Source organism: Compostibacter hankyongensis (assembly GCF_039541075.1).
GTDB lineage: Bacteria > Bacteroidota > Bacteroidia > Chitinophagales > Chitinophagaceae > Compostibacter > Compostibacter hankyongensis.
In genome coordinates, this window is the sequence record NZ_BAABFN010000005.1 from 241,972 (window position 1) to 268,313 (window position 26,342).

A 26,342-nucleotide genomic window follows, 5' to 3' on the forward strand; every position below is an offset into this window, starting at 1 on the left:
CTGACTGTCATTGCCCCGGCATGCATTTACTGTTTCAGCCAGTTCCGCATCATCCGCTCCCCGTCGGGCGTCAGCACGCTTTCCGGGTGAAACTGCACGCTGCATACATCGAAGCGGCGGTGCTGCAGCGCCATAATATAATCCTGCTCATCCCGCGCGGTGATCTCCAGGCTCTCCGGCAATGTTTTTTCATCCACTACCCAGGAGTGGTAGCGGCCGACGGGGAAAGTATCCGGCAATCCCTCAAAGAGGCGGCCGGCCCGGGAAACGATGCGAACGGGCGTAGCCACACCATGGTAAACCTGCGCCAGGTTGTGGAGACTTCCGCCGAAAGCCTGGGCGATGGCTTGCTGCCCCAGGCATACGCCGAGGATAGGTTTTTCCGCGGCATAGGTCTCTATCAGGGGGAGCAACAGTCCCGATTCTTCCGGCAATCCCGGACCCGGCGACAGGATGATCTTGTCAAAGTCCCGCAGCTTTTCCAGCGGCACCTCATCGTTCCGGTAGACGGTAACATCGGTTCCGGTGATCTTTTCCACCAGGTGAACCAGGTTGTAGGTAAAAGAATCGTAGTTATCAAAAATAAGTAGGCGCATGGGAGCGGATATGATTTAGCTCGGTGATTTTTTTCAGATACCCAGCGTTTTGGCCAGCTCAAGGGCCTGGCGCAGGGCGTTCAGTTTGTTTTTTACTTCCTGCAGTTCCGAAGTCGCTACGGATGCCGCCACGATGCCGGCGCCGGCCTGGTAATGCAGCACATTATCCTTGCTCAGGAAAGACCGGATCATGATGGCATGGTTGAAGTCGCCGTTGAAACCCACATGGCCGATACATCCCGCATAAAAGCCGCGGGAGGTGGGTTCATACTGGTCAATGAGTTCCATAGCCCTGTATTTCGGAGCGCCCGAGAGCGTACCGGCCGGGAAGGTACCGGCCAGCACTTCAAAAGGATTGGCCCCCTCCGGCAGCTTTCCGCTGACCTCGCTGACCAGGTGGATGACATGCGAGTAGTAATGCACTTCACGGTAATAGTCCACCTTCACCTCCCTGGCATGACGGCTCAGGTCGTTGCGGGCCAGGTCGACCAGCATGACGTGCTCGGCATTTTCCTTGGGATCTTTCAACAGCTGATCGGCCAGCTCGCGGTCGGTATCGTCGTTGCCGGTGCGACGCACGGTACCGGCTATAGGATGCATGATCACCTTGCCGTTCTTGATGATCAGCTGCGATTCCGGGGAAGAGCCCATGAGGCGGTAATCGCCGTAATCAAAATAAAAAAGGTAGGGCGACGGGTTAATAGAGCGCAAGGCCCGGTATACGTTAAACTCGTCCCCGGCAAACTGCTGCCGGAAAGACCGGGAGGGTACGATCTGGAATACATCCCCGCGGTAACAGTGCTTTTTCCCTTTTTCCACCAGGTCCATGTAATCGGCATCGCTCATATTGGCGCCTTCCGTTCCCCGGGTATCAAAGGGATAAGCCGGGCAGTCCTTGTTCCGGATCAACGTTTCGATAAGGTCCAGCTCGCTTTCCTGGTTTTCGGCCAGGAGCTCGCACAGGTAAAGCTCATTCTTAAAATGATCAATGGCAATCACATATTGATACAGGCGGTAACGCAGCAGGGGTATCCTGGCCGTCGACGGCGTGTCCCGGAATTCCAGCGTTTCAAAAAACGGAATGGCATCATAAGCGGTGTATCCGAACAGGCCGCAGGGCACCGCCGCCGGCCATTCGCCTTCCACTTTAAAGCTTTTCAGGAAAGACTGCAGGCAGGCGGGCACGCCGGCATTTTCATCCAGCTCTTGCCGTACCGGCTCCACGCCCGGATACTTGTATTCCAGGACGGTGGTGTTGATCTCCATACCGGCAACCGGCAGGATAGCGATGAAGGAATAGCTGTTTTTACCGGCATGGGAATCGCTGCTTTCCAGCAGCACGGCGCCGGGATATCTGTCGCGCAGCCGGAGATAAATCCCGACCGGGGTATAGATATCCGCCAACATTTTCCGGTACCGGGAGCTGAGCTTTACCGGGGCTTTATCGTCTGACATCATCTTTTTTAAAACGTAGTATTCAAGTATTAAAAATCAAAAAGGCCCGCTGTGTTCAGCGAGCCTTTCCATTTAGTTTATGGGACCTATAAGCAGGGGCACTGTAACACAGTTATCCGATCGTAGAACCGTGCCACCACCAATGCTTATATGTAAACGTCTTTTTCATTACAGGTGCAAAGATTGAAAAGAAATTTCAAATTACAAAAGAATTTTTTGAATCGGACTAACGGATGATATCTTGAATTGCCGCTATAGCCTGCTGATTGTTTTTAATGGCCCTCCAATTTCGGACCTGCACATAACGCAAGCGATTAATATCTAAAGAATTACGAAGACCTTCCTGCCATTCCGTTTGTTTCTTTGCCCCCATCAGCAGCCATTCGGCCGCTGCCCAGTAAGGTGCGTCACTCCGTGCAACGGCTTCCATGGCCGTAGTATCCGTTGCAGGATCTTTGGCAAAGGTATAGAAGCTCCAGGCGGGACATGCGTACTGGTTCAGCGCTGTAAAATAAACGGATTCCCCCTTCTTCCAGCCCCCGGCGTGGACGAATAAACGATCCCGGGGGATACCCAGCCCGGATACCAATCTGCTCAGTCCGAGCACATATTTATATACCGCCTTTGTGACCTGTTCTTCTTTCAGCGTTCCGCTTTTCGCAATACCCAAAGTACTTACCGCAGCATAGCCTATCGGTTGAACGCCCCTTCCCGGCAGGATATCAGGATCAAGCCCATAAACCGGATCCTCTTTTTCAGGTTTATCCAACAATGTATTCCCGTCGGGGTAATACCAGTTGTTCACTCCTATTGAGCACTCCACCCCGATCTGTACGGATACCAGCAGATTTCTTTTCCCGGCAGGCAGGGCATGCCGCCATCTCAAAATTACCGGTATAATTCTTTTTATTTCGGTATAGCAGGCATTGAGATAGTCCGGGCTCATCAGGTTCGGCATAGGACCAACCCGGTGCTGGCTTCCCCAGTTCCGCCAGCCCAGCTTTACCGCGGAGTCGGGTGTCCAGCCGGTCCACTCTACATTTTTCTTATTATCAGGATCGTATCCGGGCCTGGTCTTATCCCACCAATTCCACAGATCCGGACGTGCCTGCCAATAGTTTATACCATCCAGCTCGACCACTACCGGCAAATTATATTGCGCTGCCAAATCCAGGAAACGGGTTAACCGGCGAATGGTTTCTTCGGGGGGCGTAGCCAGGTAGGAAATAATAGTACCTATTCCCACAGCCGGCTTTCCTGCTCCGGAGGGAGGAAAAAGAGAAGCCACCCGTTTTATTTCATCGGCATTGGTGCCGTCGTTCATGGAGATAATAATATATCGGGCATGCTGGGCACAGGCATTAAAAACCCCTGCGAGAAACAAAACGGTTATCAATACGGCTTTCATATAGTCCTATTTTTCCAGAGACTGCTGTAACATCTTTATCCCGCTGACCGCACCCATGTTGGGAGAAGTCTTGAAATAGTCGTTCCCCACTACATTGGCATACACGCTGAGAAAACGGCAACGGGGGATAGAAAGGCCGTTGCCTATAGCGTCCATCCATTTACCGGGATCATCCGTATCTCCGATAGACCATTCCGCGATACCGAAGCAGGGCGCATCGGAAACCTTTAACAGGTCCAGCGCCTGCTTGTAGCCGGAAGGGTTGACGGCATCCTGGTTATAGAAGCTCCACGACGGACAGGCATAGCGATTGATACAAGCGCCCAGGTCCTGGTTCACACCTCCGGCATGAGAGAAAATATGATCCCGGGGAATGCCCGTATCAAAGCATAGTTTGCTGACAAATTCGCTGTGCCTGCGGGCCAGCTCGGCTATATCGTCTCCGGTAATGGTGCCCGAGGTCTTCATCCCACCCGATTTTAGGGCGGCATAGCCGATGGTCTGCACACCCCGGGAAGGCATGTTGTAGATATTGATGCCTGTCTGTGGGTCGTGCTCAGGAGCCTGATCTACATAGCCGTTCCCGTTGGGATAATACCAGTTATTCACCCCGATAGCCATCTCTCCGGTGACCTTGATACCGCCGAACAGGTATTTCTTCTCCGGGGGCAGCTTTTGATACCATCCGGCAACGAGGGTAATGAGACGGGTCATTTCATCCCGGACCGCCGCCCGGTAAGCCGGGCTCATCAGGTTCGGCATAGGATTAAGCCGGATCTGACTGCCCCAGTTGAGCCATCCTATTTTTACGGCGCTATCGGCCGACCAGCCTGTCCATTCCACATTATTCCGGTTATCCGGATCGTACCCCGGCTGGTCCGGATCCCACCAGTTCCACAGGTCAGGACGACCTTCCATGAAGGTAACGGGATCCAGCTGTACCAACACCGGTATTTCATCGGCTTCTGCAAGCGCCAGGTGTTTATTGAGCTCCTCTTCCAGTACTGCAGGCGTACGCTGGAAGATATACATAATGAAGCCCGCTCCTACAGCCAGCCGCTTACCTTTGGAGCTGCCAAAAAGCGCCTTGATGTTGTCGTAATTATAGGCCCAGTCATAATCATTCAGAAATACATATTGTTCCGGGCCTCCCCACCATTTGGCGTACAGGGTGAGATCTTTATCCACCTTACCCTGCTGAAAATCAAACCGGGTATCCGGATCTGTGAACCAACCCAGGAATATGCTGTCGCCCTTTACCGGCACGACGGACGGCTCGGTAACAGACCCTCCCGGCAGGACATGCTGAGGTGACGGAGCAGCGCCTCCTCCCCTGGCGTCAAAGACGACGGTCAGCTCGCGGACATCGGGATCCTTTTTATCCTTGCTGCAGGACCAGGATATCAAAGCCAGGGACAATACAGGCAGACAGTAGAAAAACAAGTGGGGTAAACTGCTACACCGTCCGCTTTGCGGGGGTTTCCCGGAAAAACAAAAGAAGAATAACCGCTTCATAAGTTCTTCGTAAATGATAAATCAGGTTAAAAGAGATATCAGACCGGATCAATGCTGCTGCGCCGACAAGATGAAGTTTTTGAAAGAACAGCTTCCTCCTTTTGTCCATATGGCAAAATATCCCGGCTGGGGCTTGGGACCGTCGATCTCGAATTTCCGGGTATAATGTTTGGCCAGCACCTTTGTCTGTCCCCCGCTTGTCTTCAGCGAGTAGATGTTCACTTCGCTCTGCCACCAGTTGGGCCATCGCGGGGCATTGGTGAACTCGATACGGAAATAATCGTCTCTTTCACCCGCGGCCGGAATAGCGGGCATGTCGGTGCCGTTGAGCGGGTCGCCGGGAATCTGATCCCCTAACGCCATAGGGGTGCTTCCGTGAAAGGCAAAAAACCCGCCGGTCCCCGTCTCGCTGTTGATGCTGAAGAAAAAGCTAAAGGCGTTGTTCGGGTCATCATTGAGGTATACCTGCAGTCCGCCTTCACCGCCTTTGACATCTACTGAGGCGATGATCACGTTATTGGGCTGGCTCACCAAAGCGCGGGGAGCCCGGTAAGTCAGTATCGAATTCTCTTCCATGGTCAGCTGTCCTCCCCCGATCGTTACCTTTCCCGTGCCGCTTTTCTGCCAGTTGGGATCCAGGGTCTTACCATCGAAGGCGTCAAAGGTCAGCATGCCGTCCTTGGCGGCCTGTACAAAGTGCAGATATTGCGTTGCCTCGTTTTCACCGGTCTCGGTCGTGATCTGAAGCGTACCCATACGAATATTGACCGGATCGTCGTTTGCCTGGGCGCTGGCTGTTATTTGGGTACGGTCCTCGCTCAGGACGGCCTGTATCCATGACGGAGGCGTGGAGATGTCCAGCGACGCCACATTGGTTTTCACGCTGGCCTCGGAGGATCCTCCTGCTCCGTCAAACCGCAGGTACTGCGGATCAATCTTCAGCACCGGAGCGGGCTTATTGTTACCTATAGGATCATAATCCTCCTGGCAGGATGTAAGTACCAGGCTCGCTGCAAGAAGAAGCGCGAATGCGTTAATGCTTTTCATAATATCGGAATAATGCGCAGTAAAAAGTTATATAAGGCCGTCATTCATCCGGGCGGGGAAAATCCGGCCTCAGGGGACGGCGATCTCAAACACGTCGGAGAAATTATACCGGCCCAGCGTATTATCGGCCAGCACGGCCACTCTGGCGTAATAAGTCACGCCTTTCTCAAGATAACCGGGGATATTATCTGTAAATTCCGCGCCCTCAATGGCGCCGTCCGTTATCCCGGATAGATCCCGCATCACGCTTTTATCGTTATAGTTCATCCCGACGTTCGGATTCCATTTGGTAACGAGCAACCTGGCGTTTTTGATCTTCCCTGCCCCGGCCGCTTTGTGAATTTTATAGGTAGCTACCAGGTCCCCTCCATGGGCGGTGATATCGGCTTCAATGATCAGGTAGGGGATGATCTTGAAGTCAATGGTAGTTGTACCGCTGACATCTGCTTCCACGGTATCCACCGGAAAGAAAGCACCATCCGTAGCGACGATCTTGTATTTGCCCCGAAAAATCTTCGAATTGAAAAAGGTGCCGTCCGGTCTTCCCCAGAAATCCCTGGGCGTCGGCGACCCGTTCTCAATGATCCTGATCTTGAACCCATTGGGTTGTTCGGTAATAAAAGGATCTCCCGCCTCATTGGTCAGCTTCCCCTGCAAGGTGGCGCCGGGGGCGTCATAGGGATCGATCTCAAATACGTTGCACGAGCTTGCAAGCAGGGCGAGTATCATGTAAAAAAAACAATGTGCTATTTGTTTCATCTCAGGTCTCTTTTGCTGTTTAATATCCGGGGTTATTCGGCAACAAATTCGGATTCCGCTGGATGGCCGAAGCCGGAATGGGCGCGTAATAACTTCTTGAATCAAAACGATATCTTATCTCATTTCTTGAATGTCTGAGGAAGATGTATTTATTTTCGTCGGCCACAAAATAAGGATACAGGGAGCTGAAGGTTTTGTTCTGCACCACTTCTTCAAGCATCCTCCAACGTTTCATATCCCATACCAGCTGGTTCTCAAAAGCCAGCTCACACCGGCGTTCATTGATGATCTTGGCTTCATCTACCGCAGTTAAAGCAGAAGTGCCGGCCCGCTCCCTGATTTCATTAATAGGTCCCAGGGCATCCTGCATCGTGACCACGGTACCGTCAACCGTTTCACCTATGATATTAATGGCTGCCTCGGCCTTATTCAGCAATACTTCGGCATAGCGCATTTCGATCCAGTCCTGAAAGCTCGTCCAGTAGGCTCCCGTACCGGCCGGGTTTTGATATTTCCATACAATAAACCCGTTATCGGTGGTATAGATATCTCCGATACCGCATTTTCCGGATATCGTCATCCCGTTCCATTTATCGGTGTTGTTCGACGCGGTATGCAACGGACCGCCGGGATAGGACTCATAAATTCCCTTCCTGATCTCATAACGGTCGGCAGGGTTGCTGCTGCCGGGGAATTGAACGCCCGGAAGCAATACTGTGGCGCGTAAGCGGGGCTGTGACCTGGCAAACAAATCCTCCGTGTTGGAATACCGTACCGGGTTGGCCGGATCGCCGATCTTCAGCTTTCCCGGGTTCCCGTCTACATCGTCAAAAAGCTCCACCCATTCGAGGGTAGCGGAAAGCTCTCCGGACGGATCATTCTGCTCGGTATATCCTTTCGGTCGCTGGTTGGCATCCCAGCAATGAGCATTTACCCCTTCATCAAAAGGCAGCACGAACATACGCTCCGTATTGTCTGCGGTCTCATCCAGGAATATCTGCTCATAGTTTTTGACCTTACCCATATAGGTACCGTCGTCGTACTTTCTGTACAGCTTGTACTTACCCCCGTTTTCTGTTGCAAACCGGGCGGCGGCATAGGCTTTTTTATAGTATTCCTTTGACTCGGAAGCCGGAATCCCCACCAGCCCGTTCAGCTGTACTTGTCCGTTCTTGGCTTCACAGGCGGCAAAGAGCATTACCCTGGCCTTGAGGTTGGCGGCGATATATTTGTTGGCACGTCCCCGTTCCAGCTCATCCGGCCCCATCAGCATCATCGCCGAATCGAGATCTGATGCAATGAAATCGACCACCTCTTTTTCAGTATTTCTCGGGATCTCCATATCTTTTGCATTCGGATAATCCAGATAGGACTCAGGGGTTTTCACGATAGGGACCCCGCCGAAGGAACGGACCATCGTATAATACATGTAGGCCCGGCAAAAATAAGCCTCCCCCAGCCAGTGATTATACTTATCTCTTTCTGATTCAAACTTGTCATAATTTTGTATCAGGCCCTGAATCCCAAGATTACAATAACGGATAGCAGTGTAGTTCCACCAGGAATAATCGCCACCCAGCAACTCGCGTTTGGCATTGCCGATACGCAGGGGAACAAGTTGCGCTTCTCCGATTACCGTGGAGCTGCTACCGATATTGAGATGGGTATAGTCGCTGACAGCAAAATTATCGATGTGCAGCTGCATGTACATCGACTGGAGAGCAGCATTGATCCCCACTTCACTTGAAAATATCTGATCTCCCGTAAGGGTATCAACGGGCTGTATGTCCAGGTCATTACAGGCCCCTATCAAAACCGCTATGGAAAGGATCAGTGATAGACGCACTAATACATTTTTCATAATCACGATGTATTTAAAATCTTATGGTTCCGCCGAAATTGATGGTCCTGATCAGTGGATAAAGAAGGTCATGATCATTTGAGGGATGTTCCGGATCTGTATATTTCAGTTTGGTAAATGTAAGCAGGTTATAGGCGGTGACGTAAACACGGAGTCCTTGTATTTTGATCTTGTCAATGATGTTCTTAGGCACCGTATAGCCCAGCTCAAGTGATTTACAACGCAGATAACCCGCAGGGAATATGGAAGCCGTAGAGCTTTTCGCATTCGCGAACATGGCAGGACTTGCCTGGCTTGTGGTGGGGTAGGTTCCCGGAACCCATACCGTACGCGGGTCCCTCGGATCATCCGTAGGGTTCTTCATATGCCAGCGGTCATAGAAGAAATCGGGTCCGTTACCGTCATAGGAAAAGGGGCGCGCCAAAAATTCGCTGTACATTACATTGCTCAGCATTCCTCCCTGAAAAACCGCCGTCAGGTCAAACCCTTTAAATCCGGCATCCAGGGTAAAACCATAATATACGATCGGCGTATTCTGGGCATTGGCGCCAGAGGTGATCGGATGATCATCCCAGCCATCGATCACACCGTCGCCGTTCCAGTCCTGATATCTGTAATCACCCGGCTTCAGATTCGCATTTCCCTGACCATCGATTATCGGCGCCGAAAAGATTTCGTCATAGTTTTGAAATTGCCCGAGGGATTCAACGCCCCACCAGATATCCTTGGGTCTGTTTGTAGGATTATTGCGCCAGTTGGCATATTGATCCACATCTTCTTTCCGCTCCTGGTATACGGTTTTCGACCGGCTTGCCCCTATATTGGCGGCAATGCCATATTGCAGATCTCCGATGCCGGTGGCGAGCACATTCCGGTGCCGCAGCGACAGATCAAAACCATAGGTAGCATCCCGGTTCAAATTCTCTCCGGCCAGCCCCTGGCCGAGCCAGTCGGGGATGGTGGTCACGCGGGAACCCACAAGCCCGCTGCGGTCGCGCTTAAAAAGATCAAACTCAAATCCCAGCAACCCGTTCCACAGATCGGCGTCCAGACCTATATCATATAGCTTTGAGGTCATCCAGGTAAGGTTGGGGTTGGGCTCTCCCTTTAAGGCAATCCCGGCTGCCCTGCTGTCAAATACGCGAACCGGCCATCCGAAATTATCCACAGGATAGGTATACCCCGGAACAAACTGGAATGTCGCCGTTCCGTCATCGCCCAAAACACCATAGGAAGCCCTCAGCTTCAGGTTATCAATGAAGGACAGCGCGCTATTGTCTTTGACAAACGACTCTTCTGACAACCTCCATCCTGCCGATACCGAAGGAAAGAATCCCCATTGGTGCCCCTTGGCAAATTTCGACGACCCGTCGTACCGGAAAGAAAATTCGGCAAAATACTTTGAAGCGAAGTCATAGCTGGCTCTTCCCACCAGCGCTTTATTGGCGATCTTCCAGAAGCCGCTCTGACCGGAGACGCTCGCTCCCGAATTATATCCTGATCCGTCCATCCAGCCCTCCTGGTTCTCGCTTACCCCACCCAGTAATTCCTCAATGGAGGTCATCAGGATATAACGTCTGGCGGCGAAATTGTCCATATTGGTGGTCCCCTCTTCATACAGGACCAGCCCTCCTACATGGTGCTTGTTTCCAAAGGTGTTCTCATAGTTCAAGGAACCTTGCAGCAGGGTATTCGCGCTGAAGCGGGTGCTCCGGGTAATGGCCGAGCTGCCCGGCATGGTGGTATTGCCGTGCGTGGAAGGCCGGTACTCGTCGTTGCTCAGATCATACTGGTACAGCTGATAAGGCTTTTGCAGGGACTTATTTTCCCAGAAAGTATAGTCGTAGGCATATGCCCCCTTGGCCTGCAAGCCCTTCACCCAGGGCACATCCCAGATAATATTGGCGGTAGACTGGATGAATTTCTGATTTGCCTTTTCATACCCATAGATGTCAGAACGCGTTGTAGCCAGCGGGTTCAGCCCCTGCAGGATTTCCTGCATATAATCCCGGTTGTAATTGGCATAGGCAGGATCCGTAGGCTTCAGCACCCATACGGTCCTCCAGTATTGCTCCCTGTTGTCAGCTCCATAGGGAGAATTTTTGGTATCGATCATACCGTTGAGCAATAATTCCACCCGGAGGCTCTTATTGATCTTGGCGCTGATATTAGACCGGATATCCGAACGTTCATAGTTCAGATCGCCGGATTTATAAATTCCCTGCTGCTTCAGATTCCCGAAGTTGACAAAGTAATTAATGATCTCGTTTCCCCCGGTAGCGGAGATATTCTGCTGATATTGCGGGGCGTAATAATTCGAGTTAATACGCCACCATTCTGTTCCCTGCCGCTTCCCGCTTTTGTATTCCTCAATAACCGACAGGGGAAAGATGAGCGTACCAAAAGGTACGGACCCCCGCATGATATTGTTCTCATTGGTGATTTCCATGTACTCCGCAGCATTCAGGCCTTTGGGGGTGTTGATGGGCGTTTGTACTCCATAGTACCCGGAATATTCCAGCTGCATTTTTCCGCGTTCTCCCTTCTTTGTGGTAATGAGAATGACCCCGTTGGCCGCCCGCACGCCGTATATTGCAGCGGAGGCGTCCTTCAATACAGAGACGCTTTCTATCTCGTTGGGATTTAGCCGGGATATATTGTCGCGGGGAACCCCGTCAATAATTACCAGGGGCGCACCCATCCCGCGGATCTGAATGCTGGAAGCAAAATCTCCCGGCTCACCCGAGGTCTGGATCACACGGACACCCGGTATCTTGCCGGCCAGCATATTGACCACATTTTCATTCTTTGTGGTGGTGATCTCGCTCCCTTTAAGCGAGCTGATAGCTCCGGTAAGGTTCACCTTCTTTTGCGTGCCATACCCTACCACTACTACCTCATTCAGCCCGGTATTGGCATACTTCAATACTATATTAAATACCTTGTTGCTACCGACCGGCCTTTCTTCGGGAATATAACCGGAATAGGTGAATTCCAGCAAAGCCTGCTCATCGTTGACAGACAAAGTAAATTTCCCGTTTTCATCTGTTATCGTACCGATCTGAGATCCTTTTACATGCACGCTTACCCCTATCAGGGGCCTGCCTAAAGTGTCGGTAACCAATCCGCTGACGGTTACCGGTGGAATGACCTGCGCCGGTCGGGTCACAGGTCGCTTATATTCTATCAGAACGGTTTTATTAACGATCGTATAGGTGAGTGGCTGATCTTTCAAACAGATGTGTAATGCCTCCTCGAGGGAAGCGTTTCTCATGTTCACACTGACGGGGTGGGCAAAAGACATCGTCCGGTCGCTATACAGGATATCATACCCGCTTTGTTTGCGGATCTCTCTGAGTACTTTTTCCAGCGGCGCATTTTTATCCGAAAAGGTTACTTTTTGCTGCGATATCCCTTTTGCGCTCACCTGCATAAAAACAACGAAGAGAATGAAGGTTGTCAGCCGCATAACGAGGAAGATTCTGGATGAGTATAAATATTTTAAATACTGCCCATAAGAATATGAACGAAATTGCATACCTTCACTGAGTTTAGGTTTTGAACTATATAATTCAGCCGAATTGTAAGGAGAAACTTAACGTGCCGGGAGTATTCCACTGCTCCTGGCTTTTTTGCGGATAGTAGCTATGTCTTCATGCGATTCATGTTTTTTTTCAAAAAAATAATACAAGCAGATACTATTTCATCACAACGATCTTCTTCCCCTCGATCCTGAATTTCACGTCACCCACCCGTTCCAGCATGGTAAGCACCTGAGAGAGATTTACATCCTTGCTGACGCTGCCGCTTAATTTGATATCCAGGAAGTCGCGGTAATCTACCTCCACATCATACCACCTGGAAATCTGCCGCATAACCTCGTCTATACCGGTATGGTGAAAGGAAAATTTTCTGTTTTTCCAGGCTACCGTCTCCTCCGCATATACTGTCTGCACTTTTATCTTCCCGGATCGGGCGATGTCAACAACAGCCTGTTCACCGGGCACCAACACTACATTCCCCCGCTTCCCGGACACGCGTACAGCCCCTTCCAGCAATGTGGTCTTCACGTCAGGCTCATCCTCATAGGCATTAATGTTAAAACGCGTACCCAGATCTTCAACCTGCAGCCCGTTGACCTGTACCCTGAAAGGCATCTTCGCATTTGCAACCACTTCAAAATATGCCTCTCCCGTTAAGGTTACCTCCCTGGAATTGCCGGTAAAAGACGAGGGGAAGTTGAGAGACGATGCAGAGTTCAGCCATACTTTGGTACCGTCTGACAAGGTCAATTGATATTCTTCTCCTCTATTGGTATAGAACGTATTGAATCCGGATGCCGCCTCGTCGCCTGTTCCGTTATCAGTCAATACAGAATCTTCCGTACCAAAATGTATGACTCCCTGATGAACAGACAAGCCACTGGAAGAAGACCCGATATGAATTGTTTTGCCATTGCTCAATCTGAGCATCCCTTTCATTTTGCCCGGGGGAACGTCGTTCCGGGAAGGATGTATGTTTGCAGAAAGAGACGGCCCGGCGGTATGTTTAAACTGCCAAAACGCGATTCCCGCAAAGATCAACAGGACCGCCGCAGCGGCGGCCGTTACCCGAAGCATACGGATACTCCGCACCCCTGTTCCCTTTGATCTGTTCTGGATCCGGGCCAAGATCCGTTTCCTGTGATCTTCCCGGGAAGCGGCAAAAGAAGATGGGATATAAACAGGCGCATCCTGCCCCTCATTATACCATTCCGCATATTCGGCGGCTTCCTCCGGAGTGATCGTTCCGTCAAGCCACCTGGCTTCCAGTTCCGCTAACCTGTCTTTATCCTGATTCGACTGCATGGAATCCCTTTCTTATATAGTCGGCTGAAAGGGGCCAATCCCTGCATTAAAACAAAAAAAAGATGAAAATATGCTGAAGACCGGCCCGGAGGAGCTTCATGGCCCGGGAAAGATGGGACTCAACTGTCTTTTCGGAGATATTAAGCCGGCGGGCAATCTCTTTCTGGGAAAAGCCGGCTTCTTTACTTAAGGTATAGACCAGGCGGCATTTTCGGGGGAGCTCCTTTACCAATGCAGCTAATCTGTCCCTCAGCTCGTCAAAGCTCAGCTGTTCTTCCGTGGAAGTATCGGCGATAGGTGGATAAAGCGCGGCATTTTGCAGAAAGTCCTTCGCCCGCTTTCGTTTTATCCGGGAATCAATTACCTTGTATTTCATGGCCGTCGCCAGATAGGCAGACAGCTTCCCGGTTATCGCAAGCGTTTTCCTCCGCTGCCATACATCGAGAAAAATATCCTGCACCAGCTCTTCGGCCAACTCCAGATCGCCGTCCAGCTTATTTACAGCCACCGAAAAAAGCTTATCCCAAAAACGGTTATATATTTCCGTAAAGGCCGCACTGTCCCCGTAACGAAGCAAACCCACTAATTGGAGATCATTTAATGTGCTGTACAAGCTCATAGGAGGATGGTGGCAGTAAAAATAAGAAAGTTAAAAAATTAAATGCAAAAACAGTTTTTTAGATGAATATCCGGCATTCCCCGGTAATTGAGGGAAACCGTCTTACAGCGTGCCCTTGGTAGAAGGCAATGCATCGTTCAGCGGGTCGCGGCGGACCGCCATCCGGATAGCCCTGGCAAAGGCCTTGAAGATGGCCTCGATCTTATGATGTTCATTCTGCCCTTCGGCCTTTATATTGAGGTTGCACCGCGCCCCGTCGGAAAAGGATTTGAAAAAATGAAAGAACATTTCGGTGGGCATCTCTCCTATCTTTTCCCGTTTAAAGGCAGCCTCCCATACGATCCAGCTGCGGCCACCGAAGTCAACCGCTACCTGAGCCAGGCAATCATCCATGGGCAGACAGAAGCCATAGCGTTCTATTCCCCGTTTGTCGCCCAGCGCTTCGGCCATGGCTTCGCCGAGGCTGATGCCTACGTCCTCGATGGTATGATGCTCGTCGATATGCAGGTCGCCTTTTACGCGGATATCCAGGTCTATGCTGCCATGACGGGCAATCTGCTCCAGCATATGATCAAAAAATCCCAGCCCGGTATCGATCCGGGCGGTGCCCTTCCCGTCGAGGCCGACGATGACCGAGATATCGGTTTCTTTTGTTTTGCGTGTATGCGACACCGTTCTATTCCCCAGCTTCAGGAAAGCATATATCTTTTCCCAGCTATCCGTTTCCAGCGCAATGACCGGCTGCAGCGCTTCCGGCGTCAGATCGAGCTCGGAGGCGCCGAGGCCGGAACCGTCGTTCAGCCAGATGGCCTTTGTGCCCAGGTTCTTGGCCAGCATCACATCGGTAATGCGATCGCCGATGACGAAGGAAGCCGGCAGATCATAGTCTGCGCCGGAATATTCCGTAAGCATGCCGGTATTGGGTTTCCGGGTGGGGGCATTATCCCTGGCAAAGGTGTGGTCGATATGCTCCGCGCGGAAAACAATACCCTGATCGGCCAGCAGCTTTATAACCAGGTCATGAACCGGGCGGAACTTTTCCTGCGGAAAGGCGGCAGTGCCCAGCCCGTCCTGGTTGGATACCAGCACCAGCTCATAATCGAGCTCCGCAGCGATACGGCTCAGCCACGCAAATACGCCGGGGAGGAAGCGGATTTTGTCAAAGGCATCCACCTGGTGATCGGCCGGCTCCCGGATAAGGGTGCCGTCCCGGTCTATAAAAAGCAGTTTTCTTGCCATAATTCGGATTTGAAATTTCTGATTTATCTCGCGCACTATGATTTTTAAAGGTCTCGATGAAACGAAGTTCGGCAACACTATTTAAAAATAATCAATCCCGTTGCCAATGCTGCGCCTTTCTGATTTCTGATTTCCAGTTCCGGGTCTAAGGTTTAACGTCTAAAGTTAATCTGCCTGGAATGAAACCTTAGATCTTAACGTCAAAATGCCCTTTACCTTTCACCCTTTACCTTTTACCTCATTATTCACCCTTCATCTTTAACCTTTGATAATCGTTCAGCGCCGCCAGCAGCTTTTCGTTTTCCGCGGGCGTGCCTATCGTAATGCGCAGACAGCCCTCGCAAAGCTCCACGCGGGAACGGTCCCGCACGATGATTCCATCCCGGACCAGGAACCCGTAAATGCCGGCAGGGTCCGTCGTCTTTACCAGCAAAAAATTGGCTTCGCTGGGATAAACCTTCTCGACGATGGATAGCTTTTCCAGCTGCGTTTTCAGCTGCTGCCGTGCATGCACCGTTTCCCGTATCCAGCGGTTGACCTGCTCCACCTGCCCCAGGGCCGCCAGCGCCAGCTCCTGCGAGGCCTGGTTGATATTGTAGGGTGGTTTGATACGGTTAAATACGGCCACCAGCTCCGGGCTGGCAAAGGCCATCCCGATGCGAAGGGCTGCAAGCCCCCAGGCTTTGGACAGGGTCTGCAGCACCACCAGATTCGGATACTCAGGAAGCTCCTGTATAAAAGAACGGTATTTCGAAAAATTGATATAAGCCTCGTCAATGACCACCACTCCGGGGAAATTATTCAGCACCAGCTCCACATCCTCCCGGCGAAGCGCATTGCCCGTCGGGTTGTTCGGCGAACAGAGAAAGATCAGCCGCGTATGCCCGTCAACCGCCGCTTCAATGCCGGGGAGGTCCAGCTGATAATCCAAAGTCAGCGGCACGTTCCGCACTTCCACATCGTTGATATGCGCGCTTACCTCGTACATCCCGTAGGTAGGGGGACAGATCACAACATTATCCCGCCCGGGGTGACAAAAGGCGCGGTACAAAATATCTATGCACTCGTCGCTGCCGTTACCCAGAAAGATGTGCGGGGGAGTTATTCCCTTGATGCCCGCAACTTTTTCCTTCAGCTTTATCTGCAGCGGATCGGGATAACGATTGTAGGCCTGCGACAAAGGGGAGCCAAAGCTGTTTTCATTGGCGTCCAGGTATACGGAAGCCTCTCCCTGGAATTCATCCCGGGCAGAAGAGTAAGGGACCAGCTTTTTGATATTGTCCCGCAACAGTTTATTCAGGTCAAACATGATGTTTGGATTATCTTATTCCTTACTCCGGCCGGCCGCGGCATCGGTTTCCGCGAGCAGGTTCAGCCGTACGCTCACCGCATTCTTGTGCGCATCCAGACCTTCGGCGGCGGCCATCGTTTCCACGACGGGACCGATATTACGTATGCCTGCTTCCGTTATCTGCTGAAAGGTGATCTTCTTCACAAAGCTGTCCAGCGATACGCCTCCGTATACCTTTGCATATCCGTTTGTAGGAAGGGTATGATTGGTGCCCGAAGCATAGTCTCCCGCGCTTTCGGGGGTATAGTGCCCCAGGAAAACAGAGCCCGCATTCACGATCTGCGCTGCCATCTCCGCCGCATTGCGACAGGAAAGGATGAGATGTTCCGGGCTGTATTCATTGAGGAGCGCCACAGCTGCGCTGCGGTCTTCCATCAAGACGATCCGGCTGTGCGAGAGGGCTTGCGCCGCAATATTCCGCCGGGGCAGCTTTTCGAGCTGCCGCGCCGTTTCCTCCTGTACGGCGGCGATCAGGGGCTCGTGATCCGTGACCAGCATCACCTGGCTGTCTATGCCATGCTCGGCCTGGGACAGCAGGTCGGCGGCCACAAAGGCGGGGATGCTGCTGTCATCGCCGAACACCGCCACTTCGGAAGGCCCTGCCGGCATGTCTATGGCCACACCTTCCCGCGCTACCAGCTGTTTGGCGCAGGTAACATACTGGTTGCCGGGACCGAATATCTTAAATACCCGGGGCACCGAAGCCGTCCCGTAGGCCATGGCCCCTATGGCCTGTACGCCCCCGATCCGGAATATGCGGGCAATACCTGTCTGCTCCGCTGCATATAACAGTGCCGGATGTACGTTGCCGTCGGTACCGGGTGGGGTGCAGAGTATGATCTCCCGGCAGCCGGCCAGCACGGCGGGAATGCCGAGCATAAGCACCGTGGAGAACAGGGGGGCCGTTCCCCCGGGGATATAAAGACCTACCTTTTCGATACCGACCGATTTACGCCAGCAGGATACGCCAGGCATGGTCTCCACCGGCGGAAACACTTCACGCTGCGCAGCGTGAAAGCGCTCGATATTCTCCCTGGCCTGCGCTATGGCTCGCTTTAACGCCTCCGGAACCTGGGCGGCGGCGGCCTTACGGGATGCCGGACTGATTTCCAGCTCCTCAAGGGCCACCTTGTCAAACTGCAGGCTGTATTTGCGGATGGCGGCATCGCCATCTTCCTTTACTTCCTGCAATACCGTATTCACCTGTCTTTCAAGGCCGGCATGATCGGTTACCGGGCGTTGCAACAGCAGCAGCCGTTCTGCGGCTTGCGGATATCTGATTACTTGCATCATAATATGTCAACCTTACGGTCAGAGGATCATTTTCTCGATCGGGACTACCAGGATGCCCTGCGCGCCGTTGGCCTTCAGGTTTTCGATGATCTCCCAGAAATCGTCTTCATTGACTACGGCATGGACACTGCTCCAGCCCGCTTCGGCCAGGGGAAGCACCGTAGGGCTTTTCATGCCGGGCAGCAGGCTGCAGATCTCCCCGATACGGTCATTGGGGGCATTCAGCAGGATATAACGGGCGCTCTGGGCCCGCTTTACCGCGTTGATCCTGAAACAAAGCTGCTGCAGCAGCTGCTCCTGCGGAGGAGTGAGGCCATTGCTGCCCACCAGCAGCGCTTCGGATTTCAGGATCACCTCCACTTCCTTCAGCCCGTTCATGAACAGGGTGGATCCGCTGCTGACCAGGTCGCAGATGGCGTCGGCCAGGCCGATGCCGGGCGCAATCTCCACCGATCCGCTGATCTCGTGGATATCAGCCTGCACCCGGCGCTCCTCAAGGAAGCGCTTTACGATCACCGGGTAGCTCGTGGCGATACGCTTCCCCTGCAGGTCCTGCACGGAGCGATATTCCTTTTCCTTGCTAACGGCGACGGACAAACGGCATTTTCCAAAACCCAGCGGAGCTATGGTCTTTACCTTCTTTCCTTTTTCCAAAATCACGTTCTCCCCGACAATGCCGATGTCGGCTACGCCGTCCTCCACATATTGGGGAATATCGTCGTCCCGGAAAAAGAACACCTCCAGGGGAAAATTGCTGGCCGTAGTTTTGAGCTGGTTGATGCCATTGCTGATTTTGATGCCGCATTCCCGGAGCAGCCGCATCGAATCGTCGTGCAGACGTCCGGATTTTTGAATGGCCATTTTTAGGTTCATCGCTTTATGCTTATTGATAATAAAAAAGCCTACCGTTCCGGCAGGCCTCTGAATGCTTTTTATGTCAGTACGAACATAAAATCGTCACCGCCTACCCCTGTGGATAAGAATGATGGTGATGATGTATGTGCAGTCCGTATCGCATAATTACGGTGCAAAAGTAATTATTCGGGAGGAAAATCAAAACAAAATGTCGTTTTTTTGAAAATTTTCATCCCTCAGAACCGGGGACAATCGTCTTTTTCGGGCCAGAGCCGGCGGATCACCAGCGCCACGTATCCGCCGCCGCTGCGGAAAGAGCTATGGGTAAGCCAGCGGAAATCATGTACACCCGCCACGAGGGGGCCCACCCGGATGGCCGCCCCGACCAGCACCTCACCATGGGTATTGAAATAGATGGGGAGCGAACCGCCGAAATGCGCAATTTCCCAGCGTGGAGTGAGGATCAGGCTGTTGGTGACATGTACCCGGTAGTCCGCATAGCCGTTCAGGAAGGACGCGTCAAGGATAAGGTTGGCGTTGAGGTAAAAGTTACGTCCGAGGGATTTGTCGAAGTTGATATGGAGGGCGGCCGGAAGTCCGACGGTGAACTTTCCCTGCAGGCTGTCCGCCTCCACCATTCCGGCGATGGCATTGTTAAACCCCTGCAGCGAGGTCACCGTATCGACTATATTCTGAAAAGTGCTCAGGTCGGCGGCGGTCCCCAGGGGTCCGCGGATCTGCCGGCTGGCGGATCCATACTTGTACTTCAGCCGGCCGATATCGGTAAGGGCCGCTTCGATCTTCCAGTCGTAATTGCCCGGTGTGTTATCGATATAATTGGGGATAACACCCGGCAGACGCCGGGTATAGGAAACGCCGAGGTCCAGCCCGAGAGACAGCTTGGAACCGTTGAGGGCGAACCGCTTGTTCCGCTTGAAAGGGTTGGTATCGTTCAGACTGTCCAGGTTCCCCGAATAACCGTAGCTGCCCTGCGCCCGGGAGAAGTAATAGTCGCCTCCGGAAGGATAGGGCGATACCTCTACGGCATCCGCGTCGACAAAGGCCCCTGCTGCTCCTTTTAATACCTTTAGCGTAGCACCCGCCTTCCAGGTATCATAGGTGGTCTGCTGCATCACGCGGGAGGCGGTGATATAGAATTCGCTCCAGCTGTTGCTGACCAGCCTTCCCTGCTGCATTTTGTTCACCGCGTTCTCGCGGATAAAGGAATAAGGCCCTTTTGTGCTGTCGTTCAGGGCAAAATCCATCCTGTCCCCGTTGCTGTATGAACGTGCGTTCCATCCGGCTCCTACGGTAAGCCGGTGATCCACGGCATACAGTACATTCAGCACATGCACATTGCTCATCAGCGCGCCGTACCGCTTCTTGTCGCCATGAATGAGCTCCGAGCCCAATATGCTGCTGTCGGTGGAAAGAGGATGATTGTAAGGATTGAATTTTACAATATTGTTGTTCCACATGCTGCTTACGCCGATGAGCTCCACATCCCAACGGAAGGGCATATCCGCCGATGCAGCCGGCTGGCTGGCGGTATTCAGCACACCGCCATATACACTGCCTTCAAAACCGGAAAACTGCTGGGCCCGGGCGGTCCGGGACAGAAAAACGCCACATGCGATAACGGCAATACGGAAAAAATAACGGTAAAAAATCATGGCAACAGGCAAACGTGAAATACGGAGGTTAAAGCCGGCCTTATAGAAACGTATATTTGCTTTTCTTATTTTACCTGCGGGAACACAATTCATGGAACGAAATTATGGAATGGTTTTTTCTCTTTTATATATAATGATGCTCCCGATCATAAAACGGCTGTTTGCTACAGGCTGCTGCGCCGCGGCGCTCCTTCTTCCCGGCGCGGGGCATGGACAGGGGAAATCCACGCTGCAGCTGCTTTACGATACCAGCGCGATTACGGAACTTTATGACGCCTTGCCCGTCGGCATCACGGTAGAAAATACACGGGGAAGGAAAGCACAGACCGCGGGATGGCTGGGCGGATCGCTGCGCTGGAAAGCATTCGACATCCGGGTATTTCCGGGCACCTTCGAGGCGGGCACCGTCCGCTTCGACCGGCAGGCCGTACGGCGGAACGGCGACCATATCGACCTGACGGTGATCCCGCGGGCGCAACCTTCGGACAGTCAGCATTTCCGGCTGGAAATACCTTTTCTCAGCAAGATCCGCTTTAACTTCTTTGAGGACAGCATCAAGCGGGCCATCCCCTTTTACCTGAACGTGGAGGGGATATACAGCTCGGGCAGGACCTTTCCGCTCGACACCTCCGATATCCGCTTCCGCACAGACAACGCCCGGCTGCTGCAGGGCAATACCCTGCTGGTACCCGCTGACGATCATCAAACGGAGACCGTCGTCCTGGATGCCGTTTATAAAGGGGATACCGCGCTCCGGCTGCATACCGTGCTGCCGGTGAAAACGATATGGGATCCTTACCGGAAGATGCCGGCCGAGCCCCCGCCGGCCCGGAAAAGGAGAAGATAGGGACGGCAAAAGATGTTCCTTTTATTTATTCTTTTCGTATCTTTGCAACGGCAAGTCTTACACGACCAGCTCCTGCTGAACTCCCCCAGGGTCGGAAGACAGCAAGGGTAGGCGGTTGTAGCGGTGCGATGTAAGTAACTTGCCATTTTTTTATCAATTGACACAGCAGGCAGACGCTCAGACTGTTTCCTTCCACCGACTGGATGGCGGTCCCGACGGGCCTGTACCATCTTAATTTCCAAAAACCATGAAGTTTTTTATTGACACGGCCAATCTGGATCAGATCAAAGAGGCCCATGAGCTCGGTATTTTAAACGGCGTAACCACCAACCCCTCCCTGATGGCCAAAGAAGGTATCAAAGGGCAGGAAGCCGTTACCAAGCATTATAAAACCATCTGCGAGCTGGTAGACGGCGGCGATGTCAGCGCAGAGGTGATTTCCACGGACTTCGACGGCATCGTTGAGGAAGGGAAAAAGCTGGCCGCCATACATCCCAACATCGTCGTGAAGGTGCCCATGATCAAAGACGGGGTAAAGGCCATGAAATGGTTTTCCGACAACGGCATCCGTACCAACTGTACGCTGGTGTTCTCCGCCGGGCAAGCCATCCTGGCGGCCAAGGCCGGCGCCAACTACGTATCCCCCTTTATCGGTCGTATCGACGACGGCAACTGGGACGGGGTACAGCTTATCGAACAGATCGCCCATATCTATTCCGTGCAGGGATATGAAACGGAAATACTCGCCGCTTCTATCCGCAGCAGCCTCCATATCGTGAAATGCGCCGAAGCGGGCGCCGACGTGGTCACCTCCCCGCTGGAGCCGATCCTGGGCCTGCTGAAGCACCCCCTCACGGATATCGGACTGGCCAAGTTCCTGGAAGACGCCAAGAAATTCCAGTAACACCGAGGCCCTCCGCCGGTACAGGAAACCCGGCATGGCCGCAATAACTTATCCGCAGCAGGTGATCCTGCCCGTACTGGACCCTCCGAAGTTTCGGGGGGTCTTTTTTTATTTTCTTTTCTTTCTGAAAAAGAAGATTGCCGTTAAAACATTTGACTTTTTATTGGTTTGGCTGTACCTTACCCCGGAAAATAGTTTCATATTATTACAAAAAATATGAGAATGGTCTTGTACCGTTCTGTCCACACAATCCATATCCGTTATGAAGCAATTTATCTTAGCGCTGGACCAGGGAACCACCAGCTCGCGCGCCATCGTCTTTGACCACAAGGGGGCTATCGTTTCGGTAGCGCAAAAGGAGTTCCGCCAGATCTTCCCCGAAGCGGGCTGGGTGGAGCACGACCCGCAGGAGATATGGTCTACCCAGGCCGGCGTAGCAGCGGAAGCCATTACCCAGACCGGCATCAGCGGGGAGCAGATCGCCGCCATCGGCATTACCAACCAGCGGGAAACCACGGTGGTCTGGGACCGGGAAACGGGCAAGCCGGTCTATAATGCCATCGTATGGCAGGACCGCCGGACCGCCGCCTTCTGCGACCAGCTGAAAAAAGACAAAACGGATGCTACCATTCAGGAAAAGACCGGCCTGGTGGTGGATGCTTATTTTTCAGGCACCAAGGTGCGCTGGATCCTCGAAAACGTGGAGGGAGCGCGACAGAAGGCCGAAGCCGGAAAGCTCGCTTTCGGCACGATCGACTCCTGGCTGATCTGGAATTTCACCCGGGGACAGCTGCACATCACCGATGTTACCAATGCCTCCCGGACCATGCTTTTTAATATCCACACCCTGAGCTGGGACGACGATCTGCTCCGGATACTGGACATCCCCAAAAACATGCTGCCGGAAGTACGCTCCTGCAGCGAAGTATATGGAAAGACCTCCGGTCAGCTGCTGGCCCATCCCGTGCCGCTGGCGGGCATAGCCGGCGACCAGCAGGCCGCGCTCTTCGGCCAGCTTTGTACGCAGCCCGGTATGGTAAAAAATACCTATGGCACCGGCTGTTTCATGATGATGAATACCGGCGAAAAGCCCATTCCCTCCCGGAACAACCTGCTGACCACCGTAGCCTGGCAGATCGGCGGAAAAACGCAGTATGCCCTGGAGGGCAGCATCTTTATCGCCGGCGCTGTCGTGCAGTGGCTGCGCGACGGGCTGGGCATCATCCGGTCTTCCTCCGATGTGGAAAAGCTGGCCCGTGAAGTAAAAGACAGCGACGGGGTATACCTGGTGCCCGCCTTCGCCGGGCTCGGCGCTCCCTACTGGAACCAGTACGCCAGGGGCACCCTTGTGGGGGTGACCCGCGGCACCGGCGCCGCCCACATTGCCCGGGCAGCGCTGGACAGCATTGCCTTCCAGACCTGGGAAGTGCTGAAGGCCATGGAAGCGGACTCCTCCATCCATATTCATGAGCTGCGGGTAGACGGGGGCGCTACCGCCAACGACCTGCTTATGCAGTTCCAGGCAGACCTGCTGCAGACCGACGTAGTAAGGCCGAAGATCACCGAGACCACTGCCCTCGGGGCGGCTTACCTGGCCGGTCTGGCCGTCGGATACTGGGAAAACGAGGAAGCGCTCCGCGAGCAATGGCAGGAAGACAAACGCTTTCCTGCCCAAATGCCCGGGGAAGAAGTGAAGGTAACCCTGCGCCAATGGAAAAGGGCTGTGAACGCCGCACGCTACTGGGCAGACAACCCCGTTACGGAAGACTAAAAACGACGTCAAAACCATAATTTCGGTTCATTTTTCACCTCCTCATTAACCTTAACCGTATGTCACCTTATCTTGCTGAGATCATTGGCACCGCCATGCTGCTTTTGCTGGGCGATGGCGTGGTAGCCAACGTCGTTTTGAACAAAACAAAAGGAAACAACAGCGGCTGGATCGTCATCACCTTCGGCTGGGGCATCGCCGTTTTTACCGGCGTCTTTATGGTCGGCCGTTTCAGCGGCGCCCATCTTAACCCGGCGGTTACGCTGGGCCTGGCCATGGCCGGTAAGTTTCCCTGGGAACAGGTACCGCTTTATATGCTATCGGAACTCACCGGGGCGGCCATAGGGGCGTTGCTGGTGTGGCTGGCCTATCGCCGCCATTTCGATGAAACAACCGACGCCGAAGCCAAGCTGGCTACCTTCTGCACCGGGCCCGCCATCCGCAGCTATGGCAACAACGTCATTACCGAGGTCATCGGCACCTTTGTACTGGTATTCGGCGTGCTGTACCTTGCCAAGGCAGACGTAGGGCTGGGCGCCCTCGACGCGCTTCCCGTGGGCCTGCTGGTGCTGGGTATCGGGCTGTCGCTGGGCGGCCCCACCGGCTACGCCATCAACCCTGCCCGCGACCTGGGGCCACGCATCATGCATGCCCTGCTTCCCATTCCGGGCAAACGGGACAGCGACTGGAGCTATGCCTGGGTACCCGTACTCGGGCCGCTCGCCGGCGCCGTCGTAGCCGCTTTGCTTTACCGCTGTATCGCCTGAGCAGGAGGAAAAAGGCAACGGGAACAACGCAGGTTCCCGGGGTACGGGAAGCCCCGAAATGTATATTGTATATTTAGACGGATACGGCAGCCGGCCATGCGGAAGCGCAGGGCGCGCGGGAAGCCTGCAGGGCGTATTAAACCCTTTGGTACAGTGATTGTTGTTGTTAGTGATGAACATCGTCAACTATCATTATGCTACAATCCAATATTCCCGATTCCCCTTATCCGCGCGTTGTCATTGTCGGCGCAGGCTTCGCCGGTATCAACCTTGTAAAAACGCTGCATAACAAGCCTTTCCAGGTGGTGCTGCTGGACCGGAATAACTTCCATACCTTCCAGCCCCTGCTCTACCAGGTAGCCACGGCGGGGCTCGAGCCGAGCAGCATCGCCTTCCCCATACGGGGTATTTTCCGGCGCAAAAACAAGTTTATCTACCGCCTGGCGGAGGTAGAGGACGTCAGTCCGGATACCCATACCCTGAATACATCCATCGGCCCTATCCGTTACGACTACCTCGTAATCGCCACCGGCAGCGTAAGCAACTTTTTTGGCAATAAGAATTTCGAAACCTACGGCTCCGGCATGAAAAGTCTGTACGAGGCCGTAGGCATACGGAATTACGGACTGAAAAACATCGAGCAGGCGCTGCTGCTGAAAGACCGGGCGGCGCAGGAAAAAGCCCTTACCATCGTCATCGCGGGCGGCGGTCCTACCGGCGTGGAGCTTGCCGGCGCCCTGGCCGAGTTCCGGAAGACCATCTTTCCGCAGGACTATCCCGAGCTGTCCGCCGACCTCATGCACATTTATCTCATCGAAGGCGCCCCGCGTCTCCTGGCCAACATGAGCGAGCAGGCCTCTGCGCAAACCCACAAGTTCCTCGCGGAGATGGGCGTTAAGATATACCTGCAAACCCTGGTAAAGGATTACGACGGGGAGGTGGTATACCTCGGCAACGGGGAACAGATCCCCACCCAGTCTTTTATCTGGAGCGCCGGGGTAAAGGGGAATGCCCTGCCGGGTCTGCGGGAAGAACAGATCAAAGGCGGCCGCATCGAGGTGGATACGTTCAACCTGGTAAAAGGATGCTCCAATGTATACGCCATCGGCGACGTGGCGCTGATGACCGACAACGATCACCCCAAAGGCTATCCCATGCTGGCCCAGGTGGCTATACAGCAGGGGAAAAACCTGGGCGCCAACCTGGTACGGCGGCAGAACAAAGAGCCGCTGCGCCCCTTCTCCTACCGCGATAAAGGCACCATGGCCACCATCGGCCGGAACAAGGCGGTGACCGACATCGGAAAGCTGCACCTGCACGGCTTCATCGCCTGGGTCATGTGGGGAGTAGTGCACCTCATGTTCCTGATGGGCTTCCGGAACAAGCTGGTGGTATTCATCAACTGGATGTACAGCTACTTCACCTACGACAAGGGGACCCGCATTCTATTGAAGCGGCATATATAGGCAAGGGTTTCCGGTTTCGGATTGAAATTCTACGGCCAAAGATTCAAGGGATAAATTCAGAAGATCAGA

The 26,342-nt window shown here is 53.3% G+C and carries 20 protein-coding genes and 1 other RNA gene; 6 read left to right on the plus strand and 15 right to left on the minus strand.

Annotated elements, in window-relative coordinates:
* Positions 1-26 precede the first annotated feature (26 nt).
* The 15 genes from ABD851_RS11510 to ABD851_RS11580 all read right to left on the minus strand — a co-directional run bounded on the left by ABD851_RS11510 (position 27) and on the right by ABD851_RS11580 (position 20,530).
* Positions 27-596 (minus strand): anthranilate synthase component II, encoded by a 570-nt coding sequence (locus tag ABD851_RS11510; protein ID WP_344979357.1) that lies wholly within the window; start codon positions 594-596, stop codon positions 27-29.
* Between the two features lie 33 nt (positions 597-629).
* On the minus strand, positions 630-2,054 hold the full coding sequence (locus ABD851_RS11515) for an anthranilate synthase component I family protein (RefSeq protein WP_344979359.1): 1,425 nt from the start codon (positions 2,052-2,054) through the stop codon (positions 630-632).
* 223 nt (positions 2,055-2,277) lie between these two features.
* Positions 2,278-3,459, minus strand: coding sequence for a hypothetical protein (locus tag ABD851_RS11520; RefSeq protein ID WP_344979361.1), 1,182 nt, complete (start codon positions 3,457-3,459; stop codon positions 2,278-2,280).
* A 6-nt stretch (positions 3,460-3,465) separates the two neighbouring features.
* Complete coding sequence (locus tag ABD851_RS11525) at positions 3,466-4,866, minus strand: InlB B-repeat-containing protein (protein ID WP_344979363.1); 1,401 nt, start codon at positions 4,864-4,866, stop codon at positions 3,466-3,468.
* Positions 4,867-5,022: 156 nt separating this feature from the next.
* Entirely contained in the window at positions 5,023-6,021 is a 999-nt protein-coding gene (locus ABD851_RS11530; protein WP_344979365.1) for a hypothetical protein, read from the minus strand.
* Between the two features lie 69 nt (positions 6,022-6,090).
* A complete protein-coding gene (locus ABD851_RS11535) occupies positions 6,091-6,780 on the minus strand; it encodes a DUF3823 domain-containing protein (RefSeq protein WP_344979367.1) in 690 nt (229 codons plus the stop codon).
* Positions 6,781-6,799: 19 nt separating this feature from the next.
* Entirely contained in the window at positions 6,800-8,641 is a 1,842-nt protein-coding gene (locus ABD851_RS11540) for a RagB/SusD family nutrient uptake outer membrane protein (RefSeq protein WP_344979369.1), read from the minus strand.
* 13 nt (positions 8,642-8,654) lie between these two features.
* A complete protein-coding gene (locus tag ABD851_RS11545; RefSeq protein ID WP_344979371.1) occupies positions 8,655-12,110 on the minus strand; it encodes a TonB-dependent receptor in 3,456 nt (1,151 codons plus the stop codon).
* 229 nt (positions 12,111-12,339) lie between these two features.
* Positions 12,340-13,488: a FecR family protein gene (locus tag ABD851_RS11550; protein WP_344979373.1), complete on the minus strand. Its 1,149-nt coding sequence runs from the start codon at positions 13,486-13,488 to the stop codon at positions 12,340-12,342.
* Positions 13,489-13,534: 46 nt separating this feature from the next.
* The gene (locus tag ABD851_RS11555) at positions 13,535-14,107 is read right to left on the minus strand and encodes an RNA polymerase sigma factor (protein ID WP_344979375.1); all 573 of its coding nucleotides are present in this window, start codon (positions 14,105-14,107) and stop codon (positions 13,535-13,537) included.
* A 102-nt stretch (positions 14,108-14,209) separates the two neighbouring features.
* Positions 14,210-15,346, minus strand: coding sequence for a bifunctional histidinol-phosphatase/imidazoleglycerol-phosphate dehydratase HisB (gene hisB / locus ABD851_RS11560; RefSeq protein ID WP_344979377.1), 1,137 nt, complete (start codon positions 15,344-15,346; stop codon positions 14,210-14,212).
* Positions 15,347-15,587: 241 nt separating this feature from the next.
* The gene (gene hisC, locus ABD851_RS11565; protein ID WP_344979379.1) at positions 15,588-16,655 is read right to left on the minus strand and encodes a histidinol-phosphate transaminase; all 1,068 of its coding nucleotides are present in this window, start codon (positions 16,653-16,655) and stop codon (positions 15,588-15,590) included.
* Between the two features lie 15 nt (positions 16,656-16,670).
* Positions 16,671-17,990 carry a histidinol dehydrogenase gene (hisD, locus tag ABD851_RS11570; protein WP_344979381.1) on the minus strand — a complete coding sequence of 440 codons (1,320 nt, stop codon included), beginning with the start codon at positions 17,988-17,990 and terminating at the stop codon, positions 16,671-16,673.
* 18 nt (positions 17,991-18,008) lie between these two features.
* Positions 18,009-18,863: an ATP phosphoribosyltransferase gene (gene hisG, locus ABD851_RS11575; protein WP_344979383.1), complete on the minus strand. Its 855-nt coding sequence runs from the start codon at positions 18,861-18,863 to the stop codon at positions 18,009-18,011.
* A gap of 218 nt (positions 18,864-19,081) precedes the next feature.
* Complete coding sequence (locus tag ABD851_RS11580) at positions 19,082-20,530, minus strand: DUF5723 family protein (RefSeq protein WP_344979385.1); 1,449 nt, start codon at positions 20,528-20,530, stop codon at positions 19,082-19,084.
* Positions 20,531-20,654: 124 nt separating this feature from the next.
* On the opposite strand from ABD851_RS11580, the gene ABD851_RS11585 reads away from it, so the two are divergent.
* The 6 genes from ABD851_RS11585 to ABD851_RS11610 all read left to right on the plus strand — a co-directional run bounded on the left by ABD851_RS11585 (position 20,655) and on the right by ABD851_RS11610 (position 26,273).
* A complete protein-coding gene (locus tag ABD851_RS11585) occupies positions 20,655-21,365 on the plus strand; it encodes a hypothetical protein (RefSeq protein WP_344979387.1) in 711 nt (236 codons plus the stop codon).
* Between the two features lie 48 nt (positions 21,366-21,413).
* Positions 21,414-21,513, plus strand: an RNA gene (gene ffs, locus ABD851_RS11590) — signal recognition particle sRNA small type.
* Positions 21,514-21,612: 99 nt separating this feature from the next.
* The gene (gene fsa / locus ABD851_RS11595) at positions 21,613-22,269 is read left to right on the plus strand and encodes a fructose-6-phosphate aldolase (RefSeq protein WP_344979389.1); all 657 of its coding nucleotides are present in this window, start codon (positions 21,613-21,615) and stop codon (positions 22,267-22,269) included.
* Positions 22,270-22,531: 262 nt separating this feature from the next.
* Positions 22,532-24,040, plus strand: a complete 1,509-nt coding sequence (gene glpK, locus ABD851_RS11600; protein WP_344979391.1) for a glycerol kinase GlpK — start codon at positions 22,532-22,534, stop codon at positions 24,038-24,040.
* A 59-nt stretch (positions 24,041-24,099) separates the two neighbouring features.
* Positions 24,100-24,807, plus strand: a complete 708-nt coding sequence (locus ABD851_RS11605) for an MIP/aquaporin family protein (protein WP_344979393.1) — start codon at positions 24,100-24,102, stop codon at positions 24,805-24,807.
* Between the two features lie 194 nt (positions 24,808-25,001).
* A complete protein-coding gene (locus ABD851_RS11610) occupies positions 25,002-26,273 on the plus strand; it encodes an NAD(P)/FAD-dependent oxidoreductase (RefSeq protein ID WP_344979395.1) in 1,272 nt (423 codons plus the stop codon).
* The last annotated feature ends 69 nt before the right edge of the window (positions 26,274-26,342 follow it).

What these genes read in the sequence shown, in the direction of transcription:
- ABD851_RS11535 (WP_344979367.1), bottom strand. Translation starts at nt 6,780, where the DNA reads ATGAAACAAATAGCACATTGTTTTTTTTACATGATACTCGCCCTGCTT.
- glpK (WP_344979391.1), top strand. Translation starts at nt 22,532, where the DNA reads ATGAAGCAATTTATCTTAGCGCTGGACCAGGGAACCACCAGCTCGCGC.
- hisG (WP_344979383.1), bottom strand. Translation starts at nt 18,863, where the DNA reads ATGAACCTAAAAATGGCCATTCAAAAATCCGGACGTCTGCACGACGAT.
- ABD851_RS11605 (WP_344979393.1), top strand. Translation starts at nt 24,100, where the DNA reads ATGTCACCTTATCTTGCTGAGATCATTGGCACCGCCATGCTGCTTTTG.
- ABD851_RS11515 (WP_344979359.1), bottom strand. Translation starts at nt 2,054, where the DNA reads ATGATGTCAGACGATAAAGCCCCGGTAAAGCTCAGCTCCCGGTACCGG.
- hisD (WP_344979381.1), bottom strand. Translation starts at nt 17,990, where the DNA reads ATGATGCAAGTAATCAGATATCCGCAAGCCGCAGAACGGCTGCTGCTG.
- ABD851_RS11510 (WP_344979357.1), bottom strand. Translation starts at nt 596, where the DNA reads ATGCGCCTACTTATTTTTGATAACTACGATTCTTTTACCTACAACCTG.
- hisC (WP_344979379.1), bottom strand. Translation starts at nt 16,655, where the DNA reads ATGTTTGACCTGAATAAACTGTTGCGGGACAATATCAAAAAGCTGGTC.
- ABD851_RS11520 (WP_344979361.1), bottom strand. Translation starts at nt 3,459, where the DNA reads ATGAAAGCCGTATTGATAACCGTTTTGTTTCTCGCAGGGGTTTTTAAT.
- ABD851_RS11545 (WP_344979371.1), bottom strand. Translation starts at nt 12,110, where the DNA reads ATGCGGCTGACAACCTTCATTCTCTTCGTTGTTTTTATGCAGGTGAGC.
- fsa (WP_344979389.1), top strand. Translation starts at nt 21,613, where the DNA reads ATGAAGTTTTTTATTGACACGGCCAATCTGGATCAGATCAAAGAGGCC.
- hisB (WP_344979377.1), bottom strand. Translation starts at nt 15,346, where the DNA reads ATGGCAAGAAAACTGCTTTTTATAGACCGGGACGGCACCCTTATCCGG.
- ABD851_RS11550 (WP_344979373.1), bottom strand. Translation starts at nt 13,488, where the DNA reads ATGCAGTCGAATCAGGATAAAGACAGGTTAGCGGAACTGGAAGCCAGG.
- ABD851_RS11530 (WP_344979365.1), bottom strand. Translation starts at nt 6,021, where the DNA reads ATGAAAAGCATTAACGCATTCGCGCTTCTTCTTGCAGCGAGCCTGGTA.
- ABD851_RS11540 (WP_344979369.1), bottom strand. Translation starts at nt 8,641, where the DNA reads ATGAAAAATGTATTAGTGCGTCTATCACTGATCCTTTCCATAGCGGTT.
- ABD851_RS11610 (WP_344979395.1), top strand. Translation starts at nt 25,002, where the DNA reads ATGCTACAATCCAATATTCCCGATTCCCCTTATCCGCGCGTTGTCATT.
- ABD851_RS11585 (WP_344979387.1), top strand. Translation starts at nt 20,655, where the DNA reads ATGCTCCCGATCATAAAACGGCTGTTTGCTACAGGCTGCTGCGCCGCG.
- ABD851_RS11555 (WP_344979375.1), bottom strand. Translation starts at nt 14,107, where the DNA reads ATGAGCTTGTACAGCACATTAAATGATCTCCAATTAGTGGGTTTGCTT.